We start from the raw sequence: 20,854 nt of genomic DNA, 5'->3' as shown, positions 1-20,854 counted from the left end.
CGTAGTGCGACCGGGCGCTGTGCACTGTCCGGAATCCGTGGGCCGCACGACAGTCCGTGGCTCGCGTGGCCTCCCACTCGGTCGACGCCGTCCTCCACCGAATGGGGGATGCCTCCTCCTGCGGATGACGGCTGGGGGAGCCGCCTCGCCCCCGCGAGGCTGGAGGCATGAGAACTCCAGCAGTGCAGGTGCGCAACCTGCGGAAGACGTACGACGGCCGCGCCGTCGTCGACGGCGTGAGCTTCGACATCGAGCGCGGCGAGACCTTCGCCCTGCTCGGCCCCAACGGCGCCGGCAAGTCCACGACCGTCGAGATCCTCGAGGGCTACCGCCGTCGCGGCGGTGGCGAGGTGAGCGTGCTCGGGGTCGACCCGGAACGCGGCGGCCTCGAGTGGAAGGCGCGCCTGGGCATCGTGCTGCAGACCTGCGGTCAGAGCGGCCTGCTCACCGTGCGCGAGCAGCTGAGGCAGTACGCCGGGTTCTACCCCGACGCGCGCGATGTGGACGAGGTGATCGCCGCCGTAGGCCTGACGGCGCAGGCGAAGATGCGCACCTCGAAGCTGTCGGGCGGGCAGCAGCGCCGGGTCGACGTCGCCATGGGCATCATCGGGCGACCTGAGCTGCTGTTCCTCGACGAGCCCACGACCGGCTTCGACCCCGAGGCGCGGCGCGAGTTCTGGGAGCTGATCCGCGGACTCAAGGCGGACGGCACGACGATCCTCCTCACGACCCACTACCTCGACGAGGCGGCGCAGCTCGCCGACCGGGTGGCGGTCATCGCCGACGGCCGGCTGCAGGCGCTCGGCCCGGTCGACACTTTCGGCGGGCCGGATGCTCGCGTGCCTGTCGTGCGCTGGTTCGAGGACGGCGTACAGCGCGAGGAGCGCTCCACCGCACCCCTCGCTCTCGTGGGCGAGCTGAGCCTCCGACTGGGCGGTGAGCCGGAGCGGCTCGAGATCGTCCGGCCCAGCCTCGAGGACATCTATCTGGAACTGGTCGCGCGCGCATCGGGCTCGGCGGCCGAGCTGGCGAAGGAGACCGTGCGATGAGCATGACAGCGACCAGGGTGCCCGGCATCGTCCCGACCGGGCTGTGGCGGGCGCGTTTCGAATTGACCCAGTACTTCCGCTCGGGCGACACGCTGTTCTTCACCTTCCTGTTCCCGGTCTTCATGCTGGGCCTGTTCAGCGTCGCCTTCGGCGCGGACGGCGATGTGCAGATGGCGCCCGGCCTGCCGGCCCTGCCGATGGCGCAGCTCTATCTGCCGGGCATGATGGCCGCCGGACTCCTGCTGTCGGGCTTCCAGAACCTCGCGATCGACATCGCGCTGGAGCGGGCGGACGGCACCCTCAAACGACTCGGCGGGTCGCCGCTGTCGCCGGTGAGCTACTTCCTCGGCAAGATCGTCCAGGTGATGGTCACCGGCGTGCTGCAGGCGGCGCTGCTGCTCGCCGTCGCCGGGCTCGCCCTGGGCGTGCCGCTGCCCACCGAGCCGTCGCAGTGGTTCACCTTCGCGTGGGTCTTCGTGTTCGGCATCGCGACCTCGGCACTGCTCGGCATCGCCCTGTCGGCCCTGCCCCGCAGCGCGAAGAGCGCGACGGCGGTGGTGATCCCGATCGGGCTCGTGCTGCAGTTCATCTCCGGGGTGTACCTGATGTTCTGGCAGCTCCCGGAGTGGCTGCAGAACGTCGCCTCGCTGTTCCCGCTCAAGTGGATGGCGCAGGGGATGCGCGCCGTGTTCCTCCCCGAGGAGTACGCGGCACTCGAGCCGGGCGGCGAGTGGAACCTGGTCGGCGTGGCGGCCGCCCTCGGCATCTGGCTCGTCGTGGGGCTGATCATGTCGCTCATCACCTTCCGGTGGATCCGCCGCAACGCGTAGCCTCACCAAGAGGACCAGGAGGACCATGCTCAACAAGCGCTGGTGGGATGTCGCGGTCGTCGCCGGAACGGTGGCGACCGCGGCCGCCATCGCGTTCGGGCTCGTGCCGGCGGACGCGGTCGAAAGCGTCGTGGCCTACAGCGCGATCGCCGCGTTCGCCCTGACCTACCTCATCATCGCGCGTCCGGCGATCGCCGTGGGTGTACCGTCGGACGCCCGGTTCGTCGCCTACCTCGTCGCGGTCGCCGTGGTGCTCGTCGTGGGCACGGCGGCGTCCGCGTTCCTGGCCATCCTGCAGGCGCTTGCCTACCCGCTCGCCTGGGTGCTGGGCGATTCGCGTCGCCGAGGGGTCATCGGCTCCGCCGTCGTCGCCGCGGCAGTGCTGATCGGCTACACGATCGGCGGCGGCTTCAGCCTCGGCGCGATCCTGGCGGGGCTGGCGACCACGGGTTTCTCCTTCGTGTTCGCGACGGCGCTCGGGCTGTGGATCACGAGCATCGCGGAGTACGGCGACGAACGTGGGCGCCTCGTCGAGGAGCTGACGGCGGCCCAGGCCGAGGTGCGGGCGCTGAGTCATGAGCGCGGCGCCTCCGAGGAACGGGAGCGGCTGGCGCGCGACATCCACGACACCCTCGCCCAGAGTCTCGCGGGTCTCGTGATCCTCGCGGAGCGCGCCGGGCGGCAGTCGCGGGAGGGGGCAGCGGATGCCGCGGCCGCGACCCTGGCGACCGTCGAGCAGGTCGCACGCGACGCGCTGGACGAAGCCCGCGCCCTCGTCGCGCGCACGGCGGCCGTGCCCGGCGAGGCGGCGCTCGGCGCGGCGATCGAGCGGCTGGCCGAGCGCTTCCGCGCCCAGTCGGGTGCCGCCATCGACGTCTCCGTCGATGCGACCGCCGAGGCGCTCGACCGCGACCGTCAGGTCGTGCTGCTGCGCTGCGCGCAGGAGGGGCTGTCGAACGTCGCCCGGCACGCGCAGGCGACGCTCGTCACGGTGTCGGTGCGCGTGGCCGAGAGCGCAGCGACGCTGGAGATCACCGACGACGGGCGCGGCTTCGACCCCGCAGTTACCGGCACCGGGTTCGGCATCGACGGCATGGGAGACCGCGTTGCGCTCGCGGGCGGTACGTTCGAGGTCGACTCGGCGCCGGGCGCCGGCACGACCGTGCGGGTGCGGCTCCCGCTGGAGGCGGGCGCGGTCGCCGGGAGTGTGCCGGCAGCCGAGTCGCGCACGGAGGTCACGCCATGATCCGTCTGCTCATCGCCGACGACCACCCCGTCGTGCGCGCGGGGCTCGCCGGGCTGCTCTCGGACGAACCCGGCTTCGAAGTGGTCGCCGAGGCATCCGACGGGGACGAGGCGGTCACGCTGGCGCGGGCGACCTCGCCCGACGTCGTGCTCATGGATCTGCGCATGCCCCGCGTCGACGGCGTCTCGGCGACCGCGCGGATCGCCGGTGGAGAGGCGGGCACCCCGCCGCCGCGCGTGCTGATCCTCACGACGTACGAGTCCGACGACCAGATCCTCGCCGCGATCGAGGCGGGCGCTTCGGGATACCTGCTCAAGGCGGCACCGCAGGCCGAGATCGTGGCGGGCATCCGCTCCGTCGCCGCCGGTCAGTCGGCGCTCTCGCCGCAGGTCGCCGTGCGCCTCGTCGAGCGGATGCGTCGGCCAGATCCCGACGCTGTCGCGCTCACTGCGCGCGAGCTCGACGTGCTGCGGCTGGTCGCGACCGGGCACAGCAACAAGCAGGTCGCGGTGGCACTCGGCATCGGCGAGTCGACGGTGAAGACGCATCTCCTCAAGGTGTTCGACAAGCTCGGCGTCGCCGATCGCACGCGCGCCGTCACCCTCGCCATGGAGCGCGGCCTGCTGTCCTAACACGTATGGCGGAGACGACGGATGCGCGGACCGTGCGGCCCGCGCATCCGTCGTCTCCGTAGATCAGCCGAACTGGTTCATCGTGTTGTCCTTGCCACCGGCCTTCAGGGCCGCGTCGCCGGCGAAGTACTCCTTGTGGTTGTCGCCGATGTCGCTGCCGGCCATGTTCTGGTGCTTCACCGTCGCGATGCCCTCGCGGATCTCGCGGCGCTGCACGCCCTTCACGTAGGCCAGCATCCCCTCGTCGCCGAAGTACCCCTTGGCCAGCGTGTCGGTCGACAGAGCGGCCGTGTGGTAGGTCGGCAGCGTGATCAGGTGGTGGAAGATGCCGGCACGCGCCGAGCCGTCCGCCTGGAACGTGCGGATCTTCTCGTCGGCCAGCCGCGCGAGCTCGGTGTCGTCGTACTCTACGCTCATCAGGCTGCTGCGGTCGTACGCCGACACATCCGCGCCCTCGGCTGCGAGCTGGTCGTACGCCTGCTGGCGGAAGTTGAGCGTCCAGTTGAACGACGGGCTGTTGTTGTAGACCAGCTTCGCGTTCGGGACGGCCTCGCGGATGCGGTCGACCATGCCGGCGATCTGCTCGACGTGCGGCTTCTCGGTCTCGATCCACAGCAGGTCGGCGCCGTTCTGCAGCGACGTGACGCAGTCGAGCACGACGCGGTCCTCACCGGTGCCGGGCCGGAACTGGTACAGGTTGCTGGCGAGGCGCTTCGGGCGCAGCAGCCGACCCTCGCGGCGGATGACCACGTCGCCGTCGCTGAGCTCGGACTCGGAGATCGTCTCGACGTCGAGGAACGCGTTGTACTGGTCGCCCAGGTCGCCCGGCTCGCTCGAGACGGCCAGCTTCTGCGTCAGCCCGGCGCCGAGCGAGTCGGTGCGGGCGACGATGATGCCGTTGTCGATGCCGAGCTCGAGGAAGGCGTACCGCACCGCGTTGATCTTCGCGAGGAAGTCCTCGTGCGGCACGGTGACCTTGCCGTCCTGGTGGCCGCACTGCTTCTCGTCGGAGACCTGGTTCTCGATCTGGATCGCGCACGCGCCCGCCTCGATCATCTTCTTCGCCAGGAGGTACGTCGCCTCGGGGTTTCCGAAGCCGGCGTCGATGTCGGCGATGATCGGCACGACGTGGGTCTCGTGGGTGTCGATCTGCGACTGGATGAACTCCACCGCGGTCTCGTCGCCCGCGCGGCGCGCATCGTCGAGCTGCGTGAAGAGCAGGTCGAGCTCGCGAGCGTCGGCCTGGCGGAGGAACGTGTACAGCTCCTCGATGAGGGCCGGCACCGCGGTCTTCTCGTGCATCGACTGGTCGGGCAGCGGGCCGAACTCCGAGCGGAGGGCAGCGACCATCCAGCCCGAGAGGTACAGGTATCGCTTGTTCGTGCTCTTCAGGTGCTTCTTGATCGAGATCAGCTTCTGCTGCCCGATGAAGCCGTGCCAGACGCCGAGCGACTGCGTGTAGACCGACGAGTCGTCGTCGTACTCCGCCATGTCGCGGCGCATGATGTCGGCCGTGTACTGCGCGATCTCGAGCCCGGTCCTGAACCGGTTCTGCGCGCGCATCCGGGCGACGTACTCGGGGTTGATGGCATCCCAGGGGGATCCGTACTGCGTCTTCAGGGCCTCGACGGCCGCGATGTCATCGGTGTAAGTGGTCATGTCGTTGTCCTTCGGGGAGGTGCGTCAGTCGGTCTCGACGAGGAAGCGCGCGTAGGCGGGCAGGGTGAGGAAGGCCGGGAACTCGGTGCCGAGGGCGACCTCGCGGAACACCTCGGCGGCGTCGTCGAACCGGTCGCCGTCGCGACGGTCTACCTCACCGAGGACCTGCTCGATGAGTTCCTCGACGTAGGCGCGGGTGATCGGGGTGCCGTCCTCGGTGGCGCGGTCCTGGTGGATCCACTGCCACACCTGGGAGCGCGAGATCTCGGCGGTCGCGGCGTCCTCCATGAGGTTGTCGATCGCCACGGCGCCGAGGCCCCGCAGCCATGCCTCGATGTACCGGATCGCCACCGCCACATTGCCGTGGACGCCGGCCGCCGTGATCGGCCGGCCGATGTGCACGTCGATCAGGTCGGCCGCCTTCACGTCGACCTCGGGACGCTGCCGGTCGACCTGGTTCGGCCGGTCGCCGAGCACTGCGTCGAACTCGGCGCGGGCGACGGGGATCAGGTCGGGGTGCGCCACCCACGTGCCGTCGAAGCCGTCGCCGGCCTCGCGCTTCTTGTCGGCGGCGACCTTCTCGAATGCGCGCTGGGTCACCTCGGGGTCGCGACGGTTCGGGATGAAGGCGCTCATGCCGCCGATCGCGAAGGCGCCGCGCTTGTGGCACGTCTGCACGAGCAGCTCGGTGTACGCCCGCATGAACGGCACGGTCATCGTGACCTCGCTGCGGTCGGGGAGCACGAAGCGAGCCCCGCGGCCGCGGTAGTTCTTGATGATGGAGAAGATGTAGTCCCAGCGGCCGGCGTTGAGGCCGGCGCAGTGATCGCGCAGCTCGAAGAGGATCTCCTCCATCTCGAACGCCGCGGGCAGCGTCTCGATGAGCACGGTCGCGCGGATCGTGCCGTGCGGGATGCCGATGTACTGCTCGCTGAACGAGAAGACGTCGTCCCACAGCTTCGCCTCCTCGCTCGACTCGAGCTTGGCGATGTAGAAGTACGGTCCGCGCCCGTTCGCGATGAGCTGCTGGGCGTTGTGGAAGAAGTACAGGCCGAAGTCGACGAGCGAGCCGGATGCCGCCATCGTGCGGCCGGTGCGGTCGGTGAAGCGGATGTGGTGCTCGGTGAGGTGCCAGCCGCGGGGTCGCATCACGATCGTGGGCGTCTCGGTCGCCGTCACCTCATACCGCTTGCCTTCGGGGCTGGTGAACGAGAGCTCGCCGCGGATCGCGTCGCGCAGCGACAGCTGGCCCTCGATGACGTTCTTCCAGGTGGGGCTGGTGGCGTCCTCCTGGTCGGCCAGCCACACCTTCGCGCCGGAGTTCAGCGCGTTGATGGTCATCTTCGGGTCGGTCGGACCGGTGATCTCGACACGGCGGTCTTCCAGACCCGGGCCGGCGCCGGCGACGCGCCAGTCGGCGTCCTCCCGGATGTGTCGCGTGTCGTCGCGGAACTGCGGGTCGTGCCCGTTGCCGACCTGGAAGCGGCGACGCATGCGGTCGGCCAGCCGGTCGTGCCGGCGTGCTCCGAAGCGGTGGTGCAGCTCGGTGAGGAAGGCGAGCGCCTCCGGGGTGAGGATCTCGTCGTAGCGCGGGGCGAGACGTCCGGCGACCTCGATGGCCGGCTCGTGGATCTGCGTGGGGATGGGGCCGGTGCGCGTGCGCATCGGGGTGGCGGTTGCAGGTGTCATATCCCTGTCTTCCTGTGAACGAATGTCAAGTGCCTCTGGGGGATGCTCCGACCCGACGTGTGCGTCGGGTCCGGCATCCCGAGATCCGCGTTCTGGATCAACCGGTGATGGTCGTGTGTCCACTGTGCGGTGAAGTTCACCCCTTCACCTGACCAATTCGGCTGTGAAGATTTCGGGTATTTCTGCTTTCGTGACAGAATCGCCCCATGACGACGTCCTTCACCTCCTATCCGGTCGCGGAAGTCTCCGACGATGGGGATGTGGACTCCCTCACCATCGGCCGCCGCATCCGGCAGCTGCGCGCCGAGCGCGGCATGACACTGGAAGAGCTCGCGGCGGCGGTCGACCGTGCGCCGAGCCAGCTGTCCATGATCGAGAACGGCCGGCGCGAGCCTAAGCTCACGCTGCTGCAGGCCATCGCCCGCGCGCTCGGTTCATCGCTCGATGCGATCCTCGAGTCGGAACCGCTCGACGAGCGCGCGACCCTCGAGATCTCGCTCGAGCGGGCGATGCGGGGGCAGACGTTCCAGGCGCTCGGCATCCCGCCGTTCCGCATCGGCAAAACCATCCCCAGTGAGGCTCTCACCGCGATGCTCGCGCTGCAGTCCGAGATCGAGCGGCTGCGCGACGAGCGGGCGGCGACGCCTGAAGAGGCGCGTCGCGCCAACGTCGCACTGCGCCGCCTCATGCGCACGCAGAACAACTACTTCGCCGACCTCGAGGAGCACGCGCGTGCGGTGCTCGACGCCGTCGACCACCCGGGCGGCCCGCTGACGCAGCGCTCCGCATCCGACATCGCGGCGCACCTCGGGTTCACGCTGCACTACGTGCCCGACCTGCCCCAGACCACCCGCAGCGTCGCCGACCTCAAGAACGGACGCCTCTACCTCTCGAGCCGGGTCACCGCCAAGGGCGACCCGCGCACGGCGGTGCTGCAGGCGCTGTCGAGCCGCATCCTCGGGCACCGCGAGCCCACGTCGTACGCGGAGTTCCTGCGCCAGCGCGTCGAGACGAACTACCTCACCGGGGCCCTGCTCATCCCCGAGCAGCATGCCGTGCCGTTCCTGCAGGAGGCCAAGAAGGACCGCGCGATCTCGATCGAAGACCTTCGCGACGCGTACTCGGTCTCGTATGAGACGGCCGCGCACCGGTTCACCAACCTGGCGACCGTGCACCTCGGCATCCCGGTGCACTTCCTCAAGGTGCACGAGTCGGGCACGATCACGAAGGCGTATGAGAACGACGACGTCAACTTCCCGACCGACCGCCTCGGCTCGATCGAGGGTCAGATGTGCTGCCGCAAGTGGACCTCGCGCGCGGTCTTCGACGTCGACGACCACTTCAACCCGTACTACCAGTACACCGACACCGGCAACGGCACCTACTGGTGCACGGCCCGCGTCGAGCAGTCGAGCGAGGGCGCGCACTCCGTGAGCGTCGGCGTTCGCTTCGACGACACGAAATGGTTCCTCGGGCGCGACACCCCGCACCGCGGCGTCTCGACGCACTCCGTGGAGGCGTGCTGCCGGCGCGCGCCGGCCGACCTCGAGGCCGCCTGGCGCGAGAACTCCTGGCCGAACGTCCGCACGCCGCGCACGCTCCTCGCGACGCTGCCGACCGGCGCTTTTCCCGGCGTCGACACGACCGACGTGTACGAGTTCCTCGCGGCCCACGCTCCGCGCTGACCTCTTGTACGGGCCGCTCGCCGCCGCCGCTCGTCTTTCGCTCACCTGTCACGAAGTGCTGGGGCGCGCGGCGTGTCGTGACAGGTGAGCGGGGGTGCGTGAGAGACGCGTGAGAGAGCGGATGCCGGGGTTCCGCCAATACCTGGCAGGTGTTAGGTTTTCCGGACCGACGGCTCCGCCCGCGGAGCCGCTTTCGACGAGGAGAGCGCGATGAGACGATGGCTGAGCACGGCGACCGTGGCGGGACTGATAGCGGCAGGAGTGGCGCTGGCGCCACCGGCGGCGGCGATCGCCGGCCCGGGTCAGGGCAAGCCCGGCAACGACACCCTGCAGCGCTACGCCGCAGACACCTGGGCGTCGCTGGACGCGATGACCGATGAGGCGACGGGCCTGCCGTCCGACAACATCACGGGCGACCTCGCCACCGCGGGCGCCTACACGTCGCCGACGAACATCGGCGGCTACCTCTGGTCGACGGTCACGGCGCGCGATCTGGGCATCATCTCGAAGGGCGAAGCCCGCGATCGCATGGCGACGACGCTCGACACCCTCGAGGACCTCGAGCGCAACGACGCGAGCGGCATGTATTACAACTGGTACGACCCGGCCACGGGAGCGAAGCTGACGACCTGGCCGGACTCCGGCGACCCCGTGTACCCGTTCCTCAGCACGGTCGACAATGGCTGGCTCGCAGCATCCCTCCGCATCGTCCGCGAGGCGGAGCCGAGCCTGGCCGCGCAGGCGGACACGCTGTACGACTCGATGGAGTTCTCGGCGTTCTTCAACCCCGAGGGCGCGCCCGGCCTGCCCGCCGGAACGAACCGCGGTGGGTTCTGGGAGGCGCCGCCGCCGGACTGCAGCGTCGAGGCGCCGATGTACAACGGGTCGGGTGAGACGGCGTTCTACACCTGTCACCACTACGACACGACCGTGAGCGAGAGCCGGATCGCGACGTACCTGGGAATCGCGAACGGCGAGATCCCGGCGACCGCGCTCTACGGCACGCACCGCACCATGCCGCCCGGCTGCGACTGGGCATGGCAGGAGCAGCTGCCGACCGGCACCTACCGCACGTACCAGGGCTTCGAGGTCTGGGAGGGCGTGTACACCTATGCCGGCATGAGCTTCGTGCCGAGCTGGGGCGGCAGCATGTTCGAGGCGCTCATGCCCGACCTGCTGGTGCCCGAGACGACGTGGGGACCGCGGTCGTGGCGGCTGAACCATCCGATCACCGTCGCGGTCCAGAAGCACCACGGGCTCGAGGACGCCGGCTACGGCGCATGGGGCTTCTCGCCGGCGAGCAACCCGTTCGGCGGCTACGCCGAGTACGGCGTCGACCTCGCCGGCATGCGCTCCGACGGGTACACGTCGGACGTCGAGAAGACGGATGTCGACATCGACCGGCCCGGGTGCACCGAGGGGACGAACCCCGATCCCGAGTTCGGCGACGGGGTCGTGACGCCGCACGCGAGCTTCCTCGCGCTGCCCTACGACCGCCGAGGCGTGCTCGAGAACCTCGCACACCTCGAGGAGGACCTCGGGGCTTACGGACCCGGTGGGTTCTTCGACTCGGTGGCCGTCGGCAGCGGCACCGTCGCCGAGCGCTACCTCTCGCTGGACCAGTCGATGATCATGGCGGCCATCGGCAATGAGCTGACCGGCGATACGCTGAAGCGGTACTTCGTCGACAAGGAGATGGAGAAGCGCCTGCGGCCGGCCATGAAGGCGCAGGTGTTCAGCTCCGAGGAGAACACGCGCGAGTGAGCAGCGAAGCCGCCGAGACCGCAGCCGGGGCACCCACGTCGGGTGCCCCGGCTCGCGGTGCGCGCGCGCCCCGCGGCAGCTACGCGAAGGGCCAGGCGCGTCGCCAGGCGATCGTCGATCAGGCGCTCATCGTCTTCGGCCGCAGCGGGTACCACAGCGGGTCGCTGCGCGAGATCGCGAAGCGCGTCGGGCTCACCCCGACGGGACTGATGCATCACTTCGCCAACAAGGAGGAGCTCTTCACCGAGGTGCTCCGCCAGCGCGACGAGGCGATCCGCGCTGCCGCGGGCGACCCCGCCGAGCACACGCTGATCGAGCAGGCGACCAAGGTCGTCGCCTACAACCAGGAGTCCCGCGGCCTCACGTCGCTGTACGCCACGGTGTCAGCCGAGGCGACCGACTCGGAGCACCCCGCGCACGAGGAGTTCGCGCGGCGGTACCGCGAGGGCGCCGAGAGCGCGACGCCGATCCTCGTCGCGGCGCAGGCCGACGGCGAGGTGCGGGCCGACATCGACCCGGCGCTCGCCGCACGTCTCATCAGCGCGGTGATGGACGGGATCCAGCAGCAGTGGCTGCTCGACGACACCGTCGACATGAACGCGCTGTTCGCAGAGTTCGTGCGCGGTTACCTGCTGCCCCGCCGCGACGTGTAGGCGCGGGCGCGTGCGCGCGGCCGCTGGCGCGACGCGGCGCTACGGGCGCGGGTGCGGCGCTTCGGCGCAGGAGCGGCGACGCACGGCGCAGGAGCGGCGACGCACAGCGCCCGATCTCGGGCCAGCGTCAGGAGACACGCCGTCGCAGCCGCCCCGGGGCGCCTGCTGCGCGGCGCGTCTCCTGACTGTGGCGCGCCCCGCGTCAGAGGGCGTTCGCGCGAGCCACGTCGCCGAGCCAGGCCAGGCTGGGCTTCGGATGGCGTTCGAACGTCTCGCGGTCCCACGCGATCAGCCCGAAGGTCGGCCGGTAGCTGCCCCACTCGTAGTTGTCGAGCAGGCTCCAGTGCAGGTAGCCCCGCACATCCACGCCCTCGGCGATGCAGGCGTGCACCGCCTCGAGCGCCCCGCGCGTGTAGTCGATGCGCCGGGAGTCGTCGGCCGTGGCCATGCCGTTCTCGGTGACGTAGACCGGCACGCCGGCGCGGGCCCAGGCGTTGCGGATGCCGTCGCCCACGGCCGGCGGGTAGTACTCCCACCCGGTCAGCGTGCGCTCGGCGTCGTCCGGAATGGGCAGCGGCCCGTCGGGGCCGATCTTCGTTCGCGTGTACGCCTGCACGCCCACCCAGTCATCGCCGGTCGCGGCGTCGAGGAACACGTCCTCACGCGACCCGCCGTACTCGGCCGCGACGGCCTCGCCGCCCTCGACCGGCTGGTACGCCTGGGTCGCCACCGACCACCCAGCCCGCCCGCCCGCGCCGCGCACGAGCTCGACGGCGCGCTTGTGCGCGTCGACGAGGCGGTCGGTCACGGCCGGGACCCCCGGAGGCAGCCCGATCGACGGGAACCCGACCTCGGGGTCGGCGAGCACCGACACCATGTTCGGCTCGTTGATCGTGCACACGAGGTCGACACCCTCGAGCACGGGAAGGGCGGCCTCGACGTAGCGGGCGAACCGGTCGGCCGCGGCATCCGCGTGCCATCCTCCCTCACGGGCGAACCACACCGGATTCGTGAAGTGGTGCAGGGTGATCATCGGCTGCAGCCCCAGTTCGCGGGCCGTCGACACCATCCGGCGGTAGTGGTCGATCGCCGCGCGCGAGACGAAGCCGTCCTCCGGTTCGATGCGCGCCCATTCGATGCTGAAGCGGTACGTGTCAAGTCCTGCGTCGGCGAGGAGTGCCATGTCTTCGCCGTAGCGGTGGTAGCTGTCGGCGGCATCGCCGGACGGCGTCTCGACGGGAGCGCCGGGCAGATGCCCCCACTCGCGCTGCCACCAGTCCGAGTTGACGTTGCCGCCCTCGATCTGATGCGCCGCTGTCGACGCACCCCACAGGAAGCCTTCGGGGAAGTCCATCGTTCGATGGTCCTTTCTGTCGGAGGAGCGGATGATCTCGATACGGCGCCTTCGGCGCCACTCGATCCGTCGGCCGCGGCCTCATCCGCTCACGTCACTTGATGCCGGTGAGCGCGATGCCCTGTACGAAGTAGCGCTGCAGGAAGAGGAACAGCAGGAGCATCGGCAGCACCACGACCACCGCGCCGGCCATCATCAAGCCGTACCGTGCCGCGTTCTGGCCCACCGAGTAGAGGGCGAGCGCCACCGGGAGGGTGTACATGTCCTCGGTCGTGGCGACCACGAGGGGCCACAGGAAGTTGTTCCAGCTCGCGAGGAACGTGAGGATAGTGAGCGTCGCGACCGCCGGACCGCACAGCGGCATGATGACGCGCAGGAAGATGCGCCATTCGCTCGCACCGTCGATGCGGGCCGCCTCGATCAGCTCGTCGGGCAGGCTCAGCATGAACTGCCGCATCAGGAACACGCCCAGCGGCGAGATGAGGAACGGCAGGATCAGGCCCGGATACGAGTTGACGAGGCCGAGGTTGGCGGTCAGCACGAACAGGGGCACGAACGTCACGACGCCCGGCACCATCAGCGTGCCGATCACGATGACGAAGAGCAGCTTCTTGCCGCGGAACTGCAGCTTCGCCAGTGCGTAGCCGATCATCGAGCAGAACACGATGTTGCCGAGGGTCACGAAGACCGCGACCACGATGCTGTTGATGAAGAACGTGGTGAAGTCGAGCCGGCCGAACAGCGTCTCGAAGTTCTCGATCGTCGGCTGCTCCGGCAGGAAACCCGTCGGATTGCGGCGGATCTCCGCGTCGGTCTTGAAGGCACCGAGGATCATCCACACGAAGGGCATGATCATGACGACCAGGCCCACCGTCAGCACGATGTACAGCCACCAGCGGGGGCGCTCGCCGCGGCCTCGGCGACCGGCGGGGTGAGGCTCCTGCTCGACCACGTCGGTGTCGGTGACCGACGCGGAGGCGAGGACGGGCCCGAGGCGCCGCGGCGGTTCGCCGGGCGCGTCTGCGGTGCGCGGGGGAGTGGCGGTCATGTCAGTCCCTCCTTCCGAGGAACCGGAACTGGATGAGCGAGAGCACCACGATCGCGAGGAAGAGCACGTAGCTCGCCGCCGACGCGTACGCGTAGTTGCCGAACCCGAACTGGTCGTAGGTGTACATCGCCGTCGACAGGGTCGCATCGAGCGGTCCGCCCTGGGTCATCACGTACGGCTCCTCGAAGAACTGCAGGAACCCGATGCCCGTGATGACCGCGGCGAACAGGATCGCCGGCCGCATCGCCGGCACGGTGATGTTCCAGAACCGCTGCCAGGCGTTCGCGCCGTCGACCATCGCGGCCTCGTGGTGCTCGCGTGGCACGCCCTGGAGCGCGGCGAGGAAGATCACCATGATCGTCCCGATGTTGCGCCAGACCGCCATGACGATGAGCGACGGGAGCGCCCAGGTCGTGGACTGCAGCCAGTCCGGACCCTGGATGCCGAAGATCGCGAGAAAGCCGTTGAGCAGGCCGTCGGGCTGCAGGATGAACCTCCACACCAGCGCGATCGCGACGATGCTCGTCACGACCGGGGCGTAGTACCCGACGCGGTACACCGTGCGGAAGCGCCGGATGCCCTTGTCGAGAGCCAGTGCGACCGCCAGGGCGAGGGCGATCGTCAGAGGTACCGCGACGACCACGAACGTGAAGGTGTTCAGGAGGGATCGGAGGAAGCGCGGGTCCTGGAACAGCCGGATGTAGTTGTCGAACCCGACGACGTTCACCTGGAACGGCGTCTGCAGGTCGCGGGTCGTCATGTCGGTGAAGCTCATGAGCAGCGACCCGATGATCGGGCCGGCCATGAAGATCACCCACAGGATCACGAACGGCGCGGCGAAGAGCCAGGCGTTGCGTGTCATGCGGCGCTCCCGCCGCGTCGCCTTCACACGGGGTGCGGGGCGACGCGGCGGGGCCGCGGGAGCGATGGCGGTCATCGGAGGGGTCGCTTACTGACCCGTGCCGATCGACGCGGCCTGTTGCTGGATCGTGGCGATCGCGTCTGCCGGCGTCGTGTCGCCGCGTGTGGCCTTCTCCAGCTCCTGGTCGATCACGGCGGACACCTGCGCCCACGTGGGGATCGCGGGCGGCGCCTTCGAATCCTGCAGCTGCTCGCCGAAGACGCTCAGGTACGGGTCGTCGCTGAAGGTCGGGTCGTCCCAGGCCTCCTGCACGCTCGGAAGGTCGGTCGAGATCTCGTACCAGGCCAGCTGCGTCTCGGGCTGGCTCAGCCAGCGCACGAACTTCCACGACGCGTCGCGGTTCTCGGCGTCCTCGAACACGGCGAGGTTGCCACCACCGGTGAAGCTGGTGCGGCTGTCGGCACCCGGCACCATCGCGACTCCGAACTTGTCGGCGAACTCCTCGCCGCCCTGGTCCAGGAGCAGTCCGACGTGGAACGGACCGCTGTAGAACGCGCCGACCTCACCCGTGATGAAGGCCTGCTCGATCTCACCGCCCTCCAGACGCCGAGGCTCGGCGATGCCGTCCTCGAAGAAGCTGGTGTAGAAGGAGAACGCCTCCTCCCACTCCGGGGTGTCGAAGGTGAACTCGGTGCCGTCCTCGTTGAGGATGTCACCGCCCTGCTGCCACGCGAGCGGGGTGACGTACTGCCATGAGTCGAAGCCGCCCGGCGGGAGCGATACGCCCCACTCCGCGCCGGCTTCCTGGAGGCCCTTCGTGAATGCGGTGTACTCCTCCCACGTCGCGGGCGGCTCGAGGCCGGCCTGCTCGGCGAGGTCGGTGCGGTAGTAGAGCACGCGGGTGTCGACGTACCACGGCACGCCGTAGGCGACGCCGTCGACGACTGCGGTGTCCCACGATCCCGCGAAGAACGACGACTCGTCGACGAGACCGTCGGGGGTGGGCTCGAACGCGCCGGTCGCGGCGAACTCGCCGACCCAGGTGGTGCCGAGCATCGTGACGTCCGGCGTCTGGCCACCGGCGATCGCGGTGGCGATGCGGTCGTGGGCACTCTCCCACGGCACGGCGGTCACCTCGATCGAGACGTCGGGGTTCTCCTCCTCGAACTGGGCGGCGAGCTCGTCGAGGACTTCGCCCTCGTTGCCCATCGCCCATATCTCGACGGTGCCGCTGGCGGGCGAGTCGTCGATGGCGTCGCCGCCTCCGCCGTCGCCGCCGCCCGTGGGCGCGTCGCTGCGCCCGCAGCCGGCGAGCACGAGTGCGCCGACGAGCGTCAGCGCTCCGGCCGCAGCCCACCGGGATGTTCTGCGTGTGAATGTTCTGGTCATCGGTCTGACGCCTCCATCGGTCGTCGCCGCCTCCGTGGCGGCCCTGCCTCGGCTGTGATCGCGACGCGGGGGCGTCGCGGTCCCCGACTGTACGCCAAAAACCTTACACATGAAAGGTATTGGCGATGAGAGTCATCTCATCGACGGCAGGATGCCTCTCGGCAGGGGTGCAGCCAATGACCTGGCGCGGCCCTCGTCGAAGTGCTACCGAGGAGTGTGGACGCGGCCGAACGCCGTGGTGCGGAAGCCGCGACACGGCCCCGCGGAAGCGGCGACACGGCGCGCGGAACGCGGCGCCGGGCGCGGAGCGGAGGGGGCGGCGCCTGGCGGGGAGCGGACGGGGCGCGTCAGTGGCGCCCGGCGACGAAGTCGGCCACGTGCGCGGGCCACGCCGTGCCGGTGCCCGACCCGGATGCCTCGAACCGATCCGCCGTGCGGTACGCGGCGTAGATGGCATTGACCGCGAGCCAGCGCAGCGGCTCGGGCTCCCACTTCTTCGCCCGGTGACCCACCCAGGGAAGGCGCACCAGGTCGGTGTCGCGCCCGAGCACGAGGTCGGCCAGCGTCCGGCCCGCGAGGTTGGTCGCGGTGACGCCGGTGCCGACGTAGCCGCCGGCCCAGCCGAGTCCGGTGGCGTGGTCGAGGCCGACGGTGGCGGCCCAGTCGCGCGGAACCCCGAGAACCCCCGCCCAGGCGTGTGCGATCGGCACGTCCGCCGCATCCGGGAAGAACCCGCGCAACAGCGCCGTCAGCGACGCGATCGTGCGCTCCTGCGTCGTGCCGTCGGCGTCGACGTGCGAGGCGTACCGGTACGGCACCCCGCGCCCTCCGAAGGCGATCCGGTCGTCGGCGGTGCGCTGCGCGTACATGTACACGTGGGCGAAGTCGCCGAGCGTCTCGCGGCCCTCCCAGCCGATCGACGCCCAGGCCGCCGCGGGCAGCGGCTCGGAGACGATCATCGACGAGTTCATGGGCAGCCACGTGCGGTGCTCGCCCCGCAGGTCGGCGGTGAATCCCTCGGTCGCGCGCAGCACGTGCGTCGCGCGCACGGTCCCGCGGTCGGTGAGTGCGCGGCCCGGCGCGATCTCGGTGACGTGCGTCTGCTCGTAGATCGTCGCCCCCGCGCGCTCGACGGCTGCCGCGAGTCCGGCGACGAGCTTGGCGGGGTGCACCCGGGCGCAGTGCGGATGCCACACGCCCCCCAGCACGCCCTCGACGGCGATGCGGGATGCCGCGGCCGAGGCATCCAACCCCTCCACATCGGTGTGCGGCCAGGACTGCTCGTCCGCCACAGCGGCACGGAGGCGCGCGAGCTGCGAGGGTGTGCGGGCGATGCCGAGCTCGCCGCCCTTGACGATGTCGGCGTCGATGCCCTCGCGCGCGGCGACGGCGATGACCTCGTCGACCGTCTCGTTGAGGGCGCGCTGCTGCGCGATGGCAGCCTCGCGGCCGTGGGATGCCGCGTACCGGTCGCGCCCGCCCGTCACCGTGTTCGTCAGCCAGCCGCCGTTGCGGCCGGATGCCCCGAATCCGGCGAACCGCTGCTCGAGCACCGCCACGCGCAGGTCGGGCTGCAGGGTCCTGAGGTAGTAGGCCGCCCACAGGCCGGTGTAGCCGCCGCCGACGATCGCGACGTCCACGTCGAGGTCACCGTCGAGCGGCGGGCGCGGCGACGGCGCGCCGCCGAGCTGCCCCCACCACCACGAGACGTCTCCGTTGGGTACGCGCGCATCCGCCATGCGTCCATCCTCCCGGTGACGGGTTGCCGGCGGCGCGGGCGATCTGTCCCGAACCGTGCCGCACCCCGGCGGATTCGCCCGGCCGCCGCGACGCAGCGTCGGAGATCGTGCGCGACACGCCGAGGGCGGATGCCGCGGCCCGGCGTGTTGCCCACGATCTCCGATCTTGCGACGTGACGCCGCCCACCCCCGACGTCAGTCGAGGGCGCGGAGCGCGGCCCAGAGCTCGGCGCGCGTCGGAAACGACGACAGGTCGCGCCCGAGCACACGCTCGGCCTGAGCCAGTCGCGTGCGCACGGTATGCCGGTGCACGCCGAGAGCGCGAGCGGATGCCTCGTGCGAGCAGTCGTTCTCGAGCCACGCGCGCAGCGTCTCGACGAGTCGCGTGCCCTCGTCGGCGTCGTGCGTCGCGAGCGGCGCGAGCTCCGCCCGGGCCAGGGTGCGCGCGTCGTCCGTCAGGGCCGAGAGCACGCCCGAGCGGGCGACGTCGGCGAACATCGTGACGGGTCCTGCGCCGCGGTCGCGGGCGACACGCGCCTGGCCGACGGCCGCGGCGAAGCCGTCGTAGCCGGTGGGATCCGACATCCCGAGCCTGACCCCGAAGCGCTCCGCGAGCTCGTCCACCGGGCCGTGCTCGCCCGCCGGCAGCACGAGCACGAGCCCGTCGTCGCCGCGTCCGAAGAACAGCGAGCCGCGCCGCTCGTCGACGCGCAGCTCGAGCAGCTCGGCGATCGCGTCGACGCGCGAGGCCGCGGCATCCGTCACCGCAACCTGGATCGGCGCCGCCGGCAGCGGCCCCCAGACCTCGCGCGCGATGCGCCGCGCGAGCGACGGGTCGTCGGTCATCAGGTTGTGCAGCAGCCCGGCCCGCAGCGCCCCGCGGGCTCGCCCGAGGCCCTGCTGCTGCTCGAGCGCGAGCCCGGCCATCGCGATCACCGAGGTCACGACGCCCCGGCCCTCCTGGTCGAGGTCGCCCGCCGCGATGGCGATCACTCCGCGCAGATGCCCGCCGCGGCCGAGGGTCTGCAGCGTGAACGGGGTGTCGTCGATCCGCAGCGACGATCCGGCGCGCGCCCCGCGGTTGAGCACTCCGGTCACCTCGTGGCGCAGGGCGGCGGCCGTCGCTGTGCCGAGTCCGTCGACGGGATGCTCGCGCGACAGCTCGCCCGCCGCGTCGAACATCCCGACCCAGGTGTCGAGCTGCTTCGCGAGTTCGGCGACGGTGGCGCCCAGGCCGTCCGGGCGCAGTGCCGCGAGCGCGATCGCGCGCTGCGCCGCGAGGGCCCAGCTCCGCCGCGCGTAGGCCTGCGCCGCGATGGCCTCGGCGTTCGCGCGCGCCACGGCGATGAACGGTGTGCGGTACGGCACCTCGAACAGCGGCATCCGCTCGTCTCGGCAGGCGTGCGCGAGCGCCGGCGGCAGACCTGCCCGCACCACCTCGGTGCCGAAGCCGAGCCCGACCACCCCGCGCGCCGCGAGCCGGTGCACGTACGCGCGGTACGGCGCGACGTCGTCGCCCGCGTCGGTGAACTGCGTGCCGGTGGTCAACAGCACCAGGCCCTCCGAGAGGAACGGCGTCGGGTCCGACAGATCCGAGCTGTGCACCCAGCGCACCGCGCGGTCGAGAGCTGCGGGGTCGAGCCCATCGTCTTCGGCGAGCGTCAGACGGAGGTCGCCGCGCGTGAGGAGCGCGCGCAGGGTCGGTGTGTCGGCGGGAGCGTTCACGGGTCCTCCGGGGTATACCACCTGTACAGCGGGTTAGGGAGAATGTACAGCGAGGAAGGTGCGGGCGCGCGAAGCCAGCGCCTACGCTCACCCCATGATCCCCGTCGACACCGTTGCCACCACGCCCCTGGGCGGTCCGTCCCTGCCGCAGGAGCGGCGCCTGGTCACCGGCATCCCGGGTCCCCGCTCGCAGGAGCTCATCGACCGCAAGGCGTCAGCCGTCGCCGCGGGCGTCGGCCACACGGCTCCGGTCCATGCCGTCGCAGCGGGCGGCGGGGTGATCGTCGACGCCGACGGCAACTCGCTCATCGACCTGGGCTCGGGCATCGCCGTCACGACGATCGGCAACGCGCACCCCAAGGTCGTCGCCGCCGTGCAGGAGCAGGTCGCCCAGTTCACGCACACGTGCTTCATGATCGCCCCGTACGAGTCGTACGTCGGCGTGGCCGAGGCGCTCAACCGCATCACGCCCGGCGACCACGCCAAGAAGAGCGCGCTGTTCAACTCCGGGGCCGAGGCCGTCGAGAACGCGGTCAAGATCGCCCGCAAGTTCACCGGCAAGCAGGCCGTCGTCGCGTTCGACCACGGGTACCACGGCCGCACCAACCTCACGATGGCGCTCACCGCCAAGTCGATGCCGTACAAGAGCGGCTTCGGCCCGTTCGCGTCCGAGGTCTACCGTGCGCCCTTGTCGTACCCGTTCCGCGACGGGCTGAGCGGAGCGGATGCCGCCAAGAAGGCCATCTCGGTCATCGAGAAGCAGGTCGGCGCCGACAACCTCGCAGCGGTCATCATCGAGCCCATCCAGGGCGAGGGCGGGTTCATCGTGCCCGCCGACGGCTTCCTGCCGGCGCTCGTCGAGTGGTGCCGCGCCAACGACGTGGTCTTCATCGCCGACGAGATCCAGACCGGGTTCGCACGGACCGGCGAGATGTTCGCGAGCGATGTCTTCGGCATCGTTCCCGACCTGATCACGACCGCCAAGGGCATCGCGGGGGGCCTGCCCTTGGCGGCCGTCACCGGGCGCGCCGAGATCATGGACGCCTCGCACGCCGGCGGACTCGGCGGCACGTACGGCGGCAATCCCATCGCCTGCGCGGCCGCGCTCGCCGCGATCGACGTGTTCGAGAACGACGGCATGATCGAGCGCGCACGCGAGATCGGCGCGGTCCTGAAGGACCGACTCGGAGCCCTGCAGGCGTCCGACGCCCGCGTCGGCGACGTGCGCGGACACGGCGCGATGATCGCCGCCGAGTTCGTCGACGCCGAGACGGGTGAGCCGGATGCTGCGCTCACCGCCGCCGTCGCGAAGGCCTGCATCGCCGAGGGCGTCATCGTCCTCACCTGCGGCACCTACGGGAACGTGATCCGCTTCCTCCCGCCGCTGTCCATCACCGACGACCTGCTCCACGAGGGCCTCGACGTCGTCGCCGCCGCGCTCGCGGCCCACTGACCGCGTTCCGTCCCGTTCCGCCCGATCGACGACCGAGAAGCCGTCGACCGGGCGAGGCGAGCGAGACGGAACGCCCG

General features: G+C 70.6%; 16 protein-coding genes. 8 read left to right on the top strand and 8 right to left on the bottom strand.

What is annotated here, in order from left to right:
• Nucleotides 1–167: 167 nt before the first annotated feature.
• Genes H9622_RS02020 through H9622_RS02005 form a run of 4 tightly spaced genes read left to right on the top strand, consistent with a single transcriptional unit; the run spans nucleotide 168 to nucleotide 3,757 of the window.
• On the top strand, nucleotides 168–1,049 hold the full coding sequence (locus tag H9622_RS02020; RefSeq protein ID WP_191763760.1) for an ABC transporter ATP-binding protein: 882 nt from the start codon (nucleotides 168–170) through the stop codon (nucleotides 1,047–1,049).
• Nucleotides 1,046–1,879 carry an ABC transporter permease gene (locus tag H9622_RS02015; protein WP_191763758.1) on the top strand — a complete coding sequence of 278 codons (834 nt, stop codon included), beginning with the start codon at nucleotides 1,046–1,048 and terminating at the stop codon, nucleotides 1,877–1,879. Before H9622_RS02020 ends, H9622_RS02015 begins: the two co-directional genes overlap by 4 nt.
• 25 nt (nucleotides 1,880–1,904) lie before the next feature.
• Entirely contained in the window at nucleotides 1,905–3,125 is a 1,221-nt protein-coding gene (locus H9622_RS02010) for a sensor histidine kinase (protein ID WP_191763756.1), read from the top strand.
• Nucleotides 3,122–3,757, top strand: coding sequence for a response regulator (locus tag H9622_RS02005; RefSeq protein WP_191763754.1), 636 nt, complete (start codon nucleotides 3,122–3,124; stop codon nucleotides 3,755–3,757). The genes H9622_RS02010 and H9622_RS02005 overlap by 4 nt, the downstream gene beginning before the upstream one ends.
• Nucleotides 3,758–3,820: 63 nt before the next feature.
• Here the strand turns inward: H9622_RS02005 and H9622_RS02000 are convergent, their stop codons facing one another.
• Together H9622_RS02000 and aceB are read right to left on the bottom strand one after the other, a co-directional pair.
• On the bottom strand, nucleotides 3,821–5,416 hold the full coding sequence (locus H9622_RS02000) for an isocitrate lyase (RefSeq protein ID WP_191763753.1): 1,596 nt from the start codon (nucleotides 5,414–5,416) through the stop codon (nucleotides 3,821–3,823).
• Nucleotides 5,417–5,440: 24 nt separating this feature from the next.
• Nucleotides 5,441–7,081 carry a malate synthase A gene (gene aceB, locus H9622_RS01995; RefSeq protein ID WP_191765531.1) on the bottom strand — a complete coding sequence of 547 codons (1,641 nt, stop codon included), beginning with the start codon at nucleotides 7,079–7,081 and terminating at the stop codon, nucleotides 5,441–5,443.
• A 230-nt stretch (nucleotides 7,082–7,311) separates the two neighbouring features.
• Here aceB and H9622_RS01990 point away from each other — a divergent pair, with 230 nt between their 5' ends.
• The 3 genes from H9622_RS01990 to H9622_RS16045 all read left to right on the top strand — a co-directional run bounded on the left by H9622_RS01990 (nucleotide 7,312) and on the right by H9622_RS16045 (nucleotide 11,207).
• The gene (locus tag H9622_RS01990; protein WP_191763751.1) at nucleotides 7,312–8,790 is read left to right on the top strand and encodes an XRE family transcriptional regulator; all 1,479 of its coding nucleotides are present in this window, start codon (nucleotides 7,312–7,314) and stop codon (nucleotides 8,788–8,790) included.
• Between the two features lie 210 nt (nucleotides 8,791–9,000).
• The gene (locus tag H9622_RS01985; RefSeq protein ID WP_191763749.1) at nucleotides 9,001–10,554 is read left to right on the top strand and encodes a glucoamylase family protein; all 1,554 of its coding nucleotides are present in this window, start codon (nucleotides 9,001–9,003) and stop codon (nucleotides 10,552–10,554) included.
• Nucleotides 10,551–11,207 (top strand): TetR/AcrR family transcriptional regulator, encoded by a 657-nt coding sequence (locus H9622_RS16045; RefSeq protein ID WP_191763747.1) that lies wholly within the window; start codon nucleotides 10,551–10,553, stop codon nucleotides 11,205–11,207. The genes H9622_RS01985 and H9622_RS16045 overlap by 4 nt, the downstream gene beginning before the upstream one ends.
• Nucleotides 11,208–11,409: 202 nt before the next feature.
• Here H9622_RS16045 and H9622_RS01975 read toward each other — a convergent pair whose 3' ends face one another.
• The 6 genes from H9622_RS01975 to H9622_RS01950 all read right to left on the bottom strand — a co-directional run bounded on the left by H9622_RS01975 (nucleotide 11,410) and on the right by H9622_RS01950 (nucleotide 19,324).
• Nucleotides 11,410–12,561, bottom strand: coding sequence for a glycoside hydrolase family 1 protein (locus tag H9622_RS01975; protein ID WP_191763745.1), 1,152 nt, complete (start codon nucleotides 12,559–12,561; stop codon nucleotides 11,410–11,412).
• 94 nt (nucleotides 12,562–12,655) lie between these two features.
• Nucleotides 12,656–13,609 carry a carbohydrate ABC transporter permease gene (locus tag H9622_RS01970; protein ID WP_191763743.1) on the bottom strand — a complete coding sequence of 318 codons (954 nt, stop codon included), beginning with the start codon at nucleotides 13,607–13,609 and terminating at the stop codon, nucleotides 12,656–12,658.
• A gap of 1 nt (nucleotide 13,610) precedes the next feature.
• Entirely contained in the window at nucleotides 13,611–14,546 is a 936-nt protein-coding gene (locus tag H9622_RS01965) for a carbohydrate ABC transporter permease (protein ID WP_191763741.1), read from the bottom strand.
• 12 nt (nucleotides 14,547–14,558) lie between these two features.
• Nucleotides 14,559–15,860 (bottom strand): sugar ABC transporter substrate-binding protein, encoded by a 1,302-nt coding sequence (locus H9622_RS01960; protein WP_191763739.1) that lies wholly within the window; start codon nucleotides 15,858–15,860, stop codon nucleotides 14,559–14,561.
• Between the two features lie 347 nt (nucleotides 15,861–16,207).
• Nucleotides 16,208–17,599 carry an NAD(P)/FAD-dependent oxidoreductase gene (locus tag H9622_RS01955; protein ID WP_191763737.1) on the bottom strand — a complete coding sequence of 464 codons (1,392 nt, stop codon included), beginning with the start codon at nucleotides 17,597–17,599 and terminating at the stop codon, nucleotides 16,208–16,210.
• 195 nt (nucleotides 17,600–17,794) lie between these two features.
• Complete coding sequence (locus tag H9622_RS01950) at nucleotides 17,795–19,324, bottom strand: PucR family transcriptional regulator (RefSeq protein ID WP_191763735.1); 1,530 nt, start codon at nucleotides 19,322–19,324, stop codon at nucleotides 17,795–17,797.
• Between the two features lie 94 nt (nucleotides 19,325–19,418).
• Between H9622_RS01950 and gabT the strand changes: the two genes are divergently transcribed.
• A complete protein-coding gene (gabT, locus tag H9622_RS01945; RefSeq protein WP_191763733.1) occupies nucleotides 19,419–20,777 on the top strand; it encodes a 4-aminobutyrate--2-oxoglutarate transaminase in 1,359 nt (452 codons plus the stop codon).
• The last annotated feature ends 77 nt before the right edge of the window (nucleotides 20,778–20,854 follow it).

The organism is Microbacterium gallinarum (assembly GCF_014837165.1).
GTDB classification, from domain to species: domain Bacteria; phylum Actinomycetota; class Actinomycetes; order Actinomycetales; family Microbacteriaceae; genus Microbacterium; species Microbacterium gallinarum.
The sequence above is the reverse complement of the archived record's forward strand: the minus strand, read 5'-3'. Positions and strand labels throughout refer to the sequence as shown.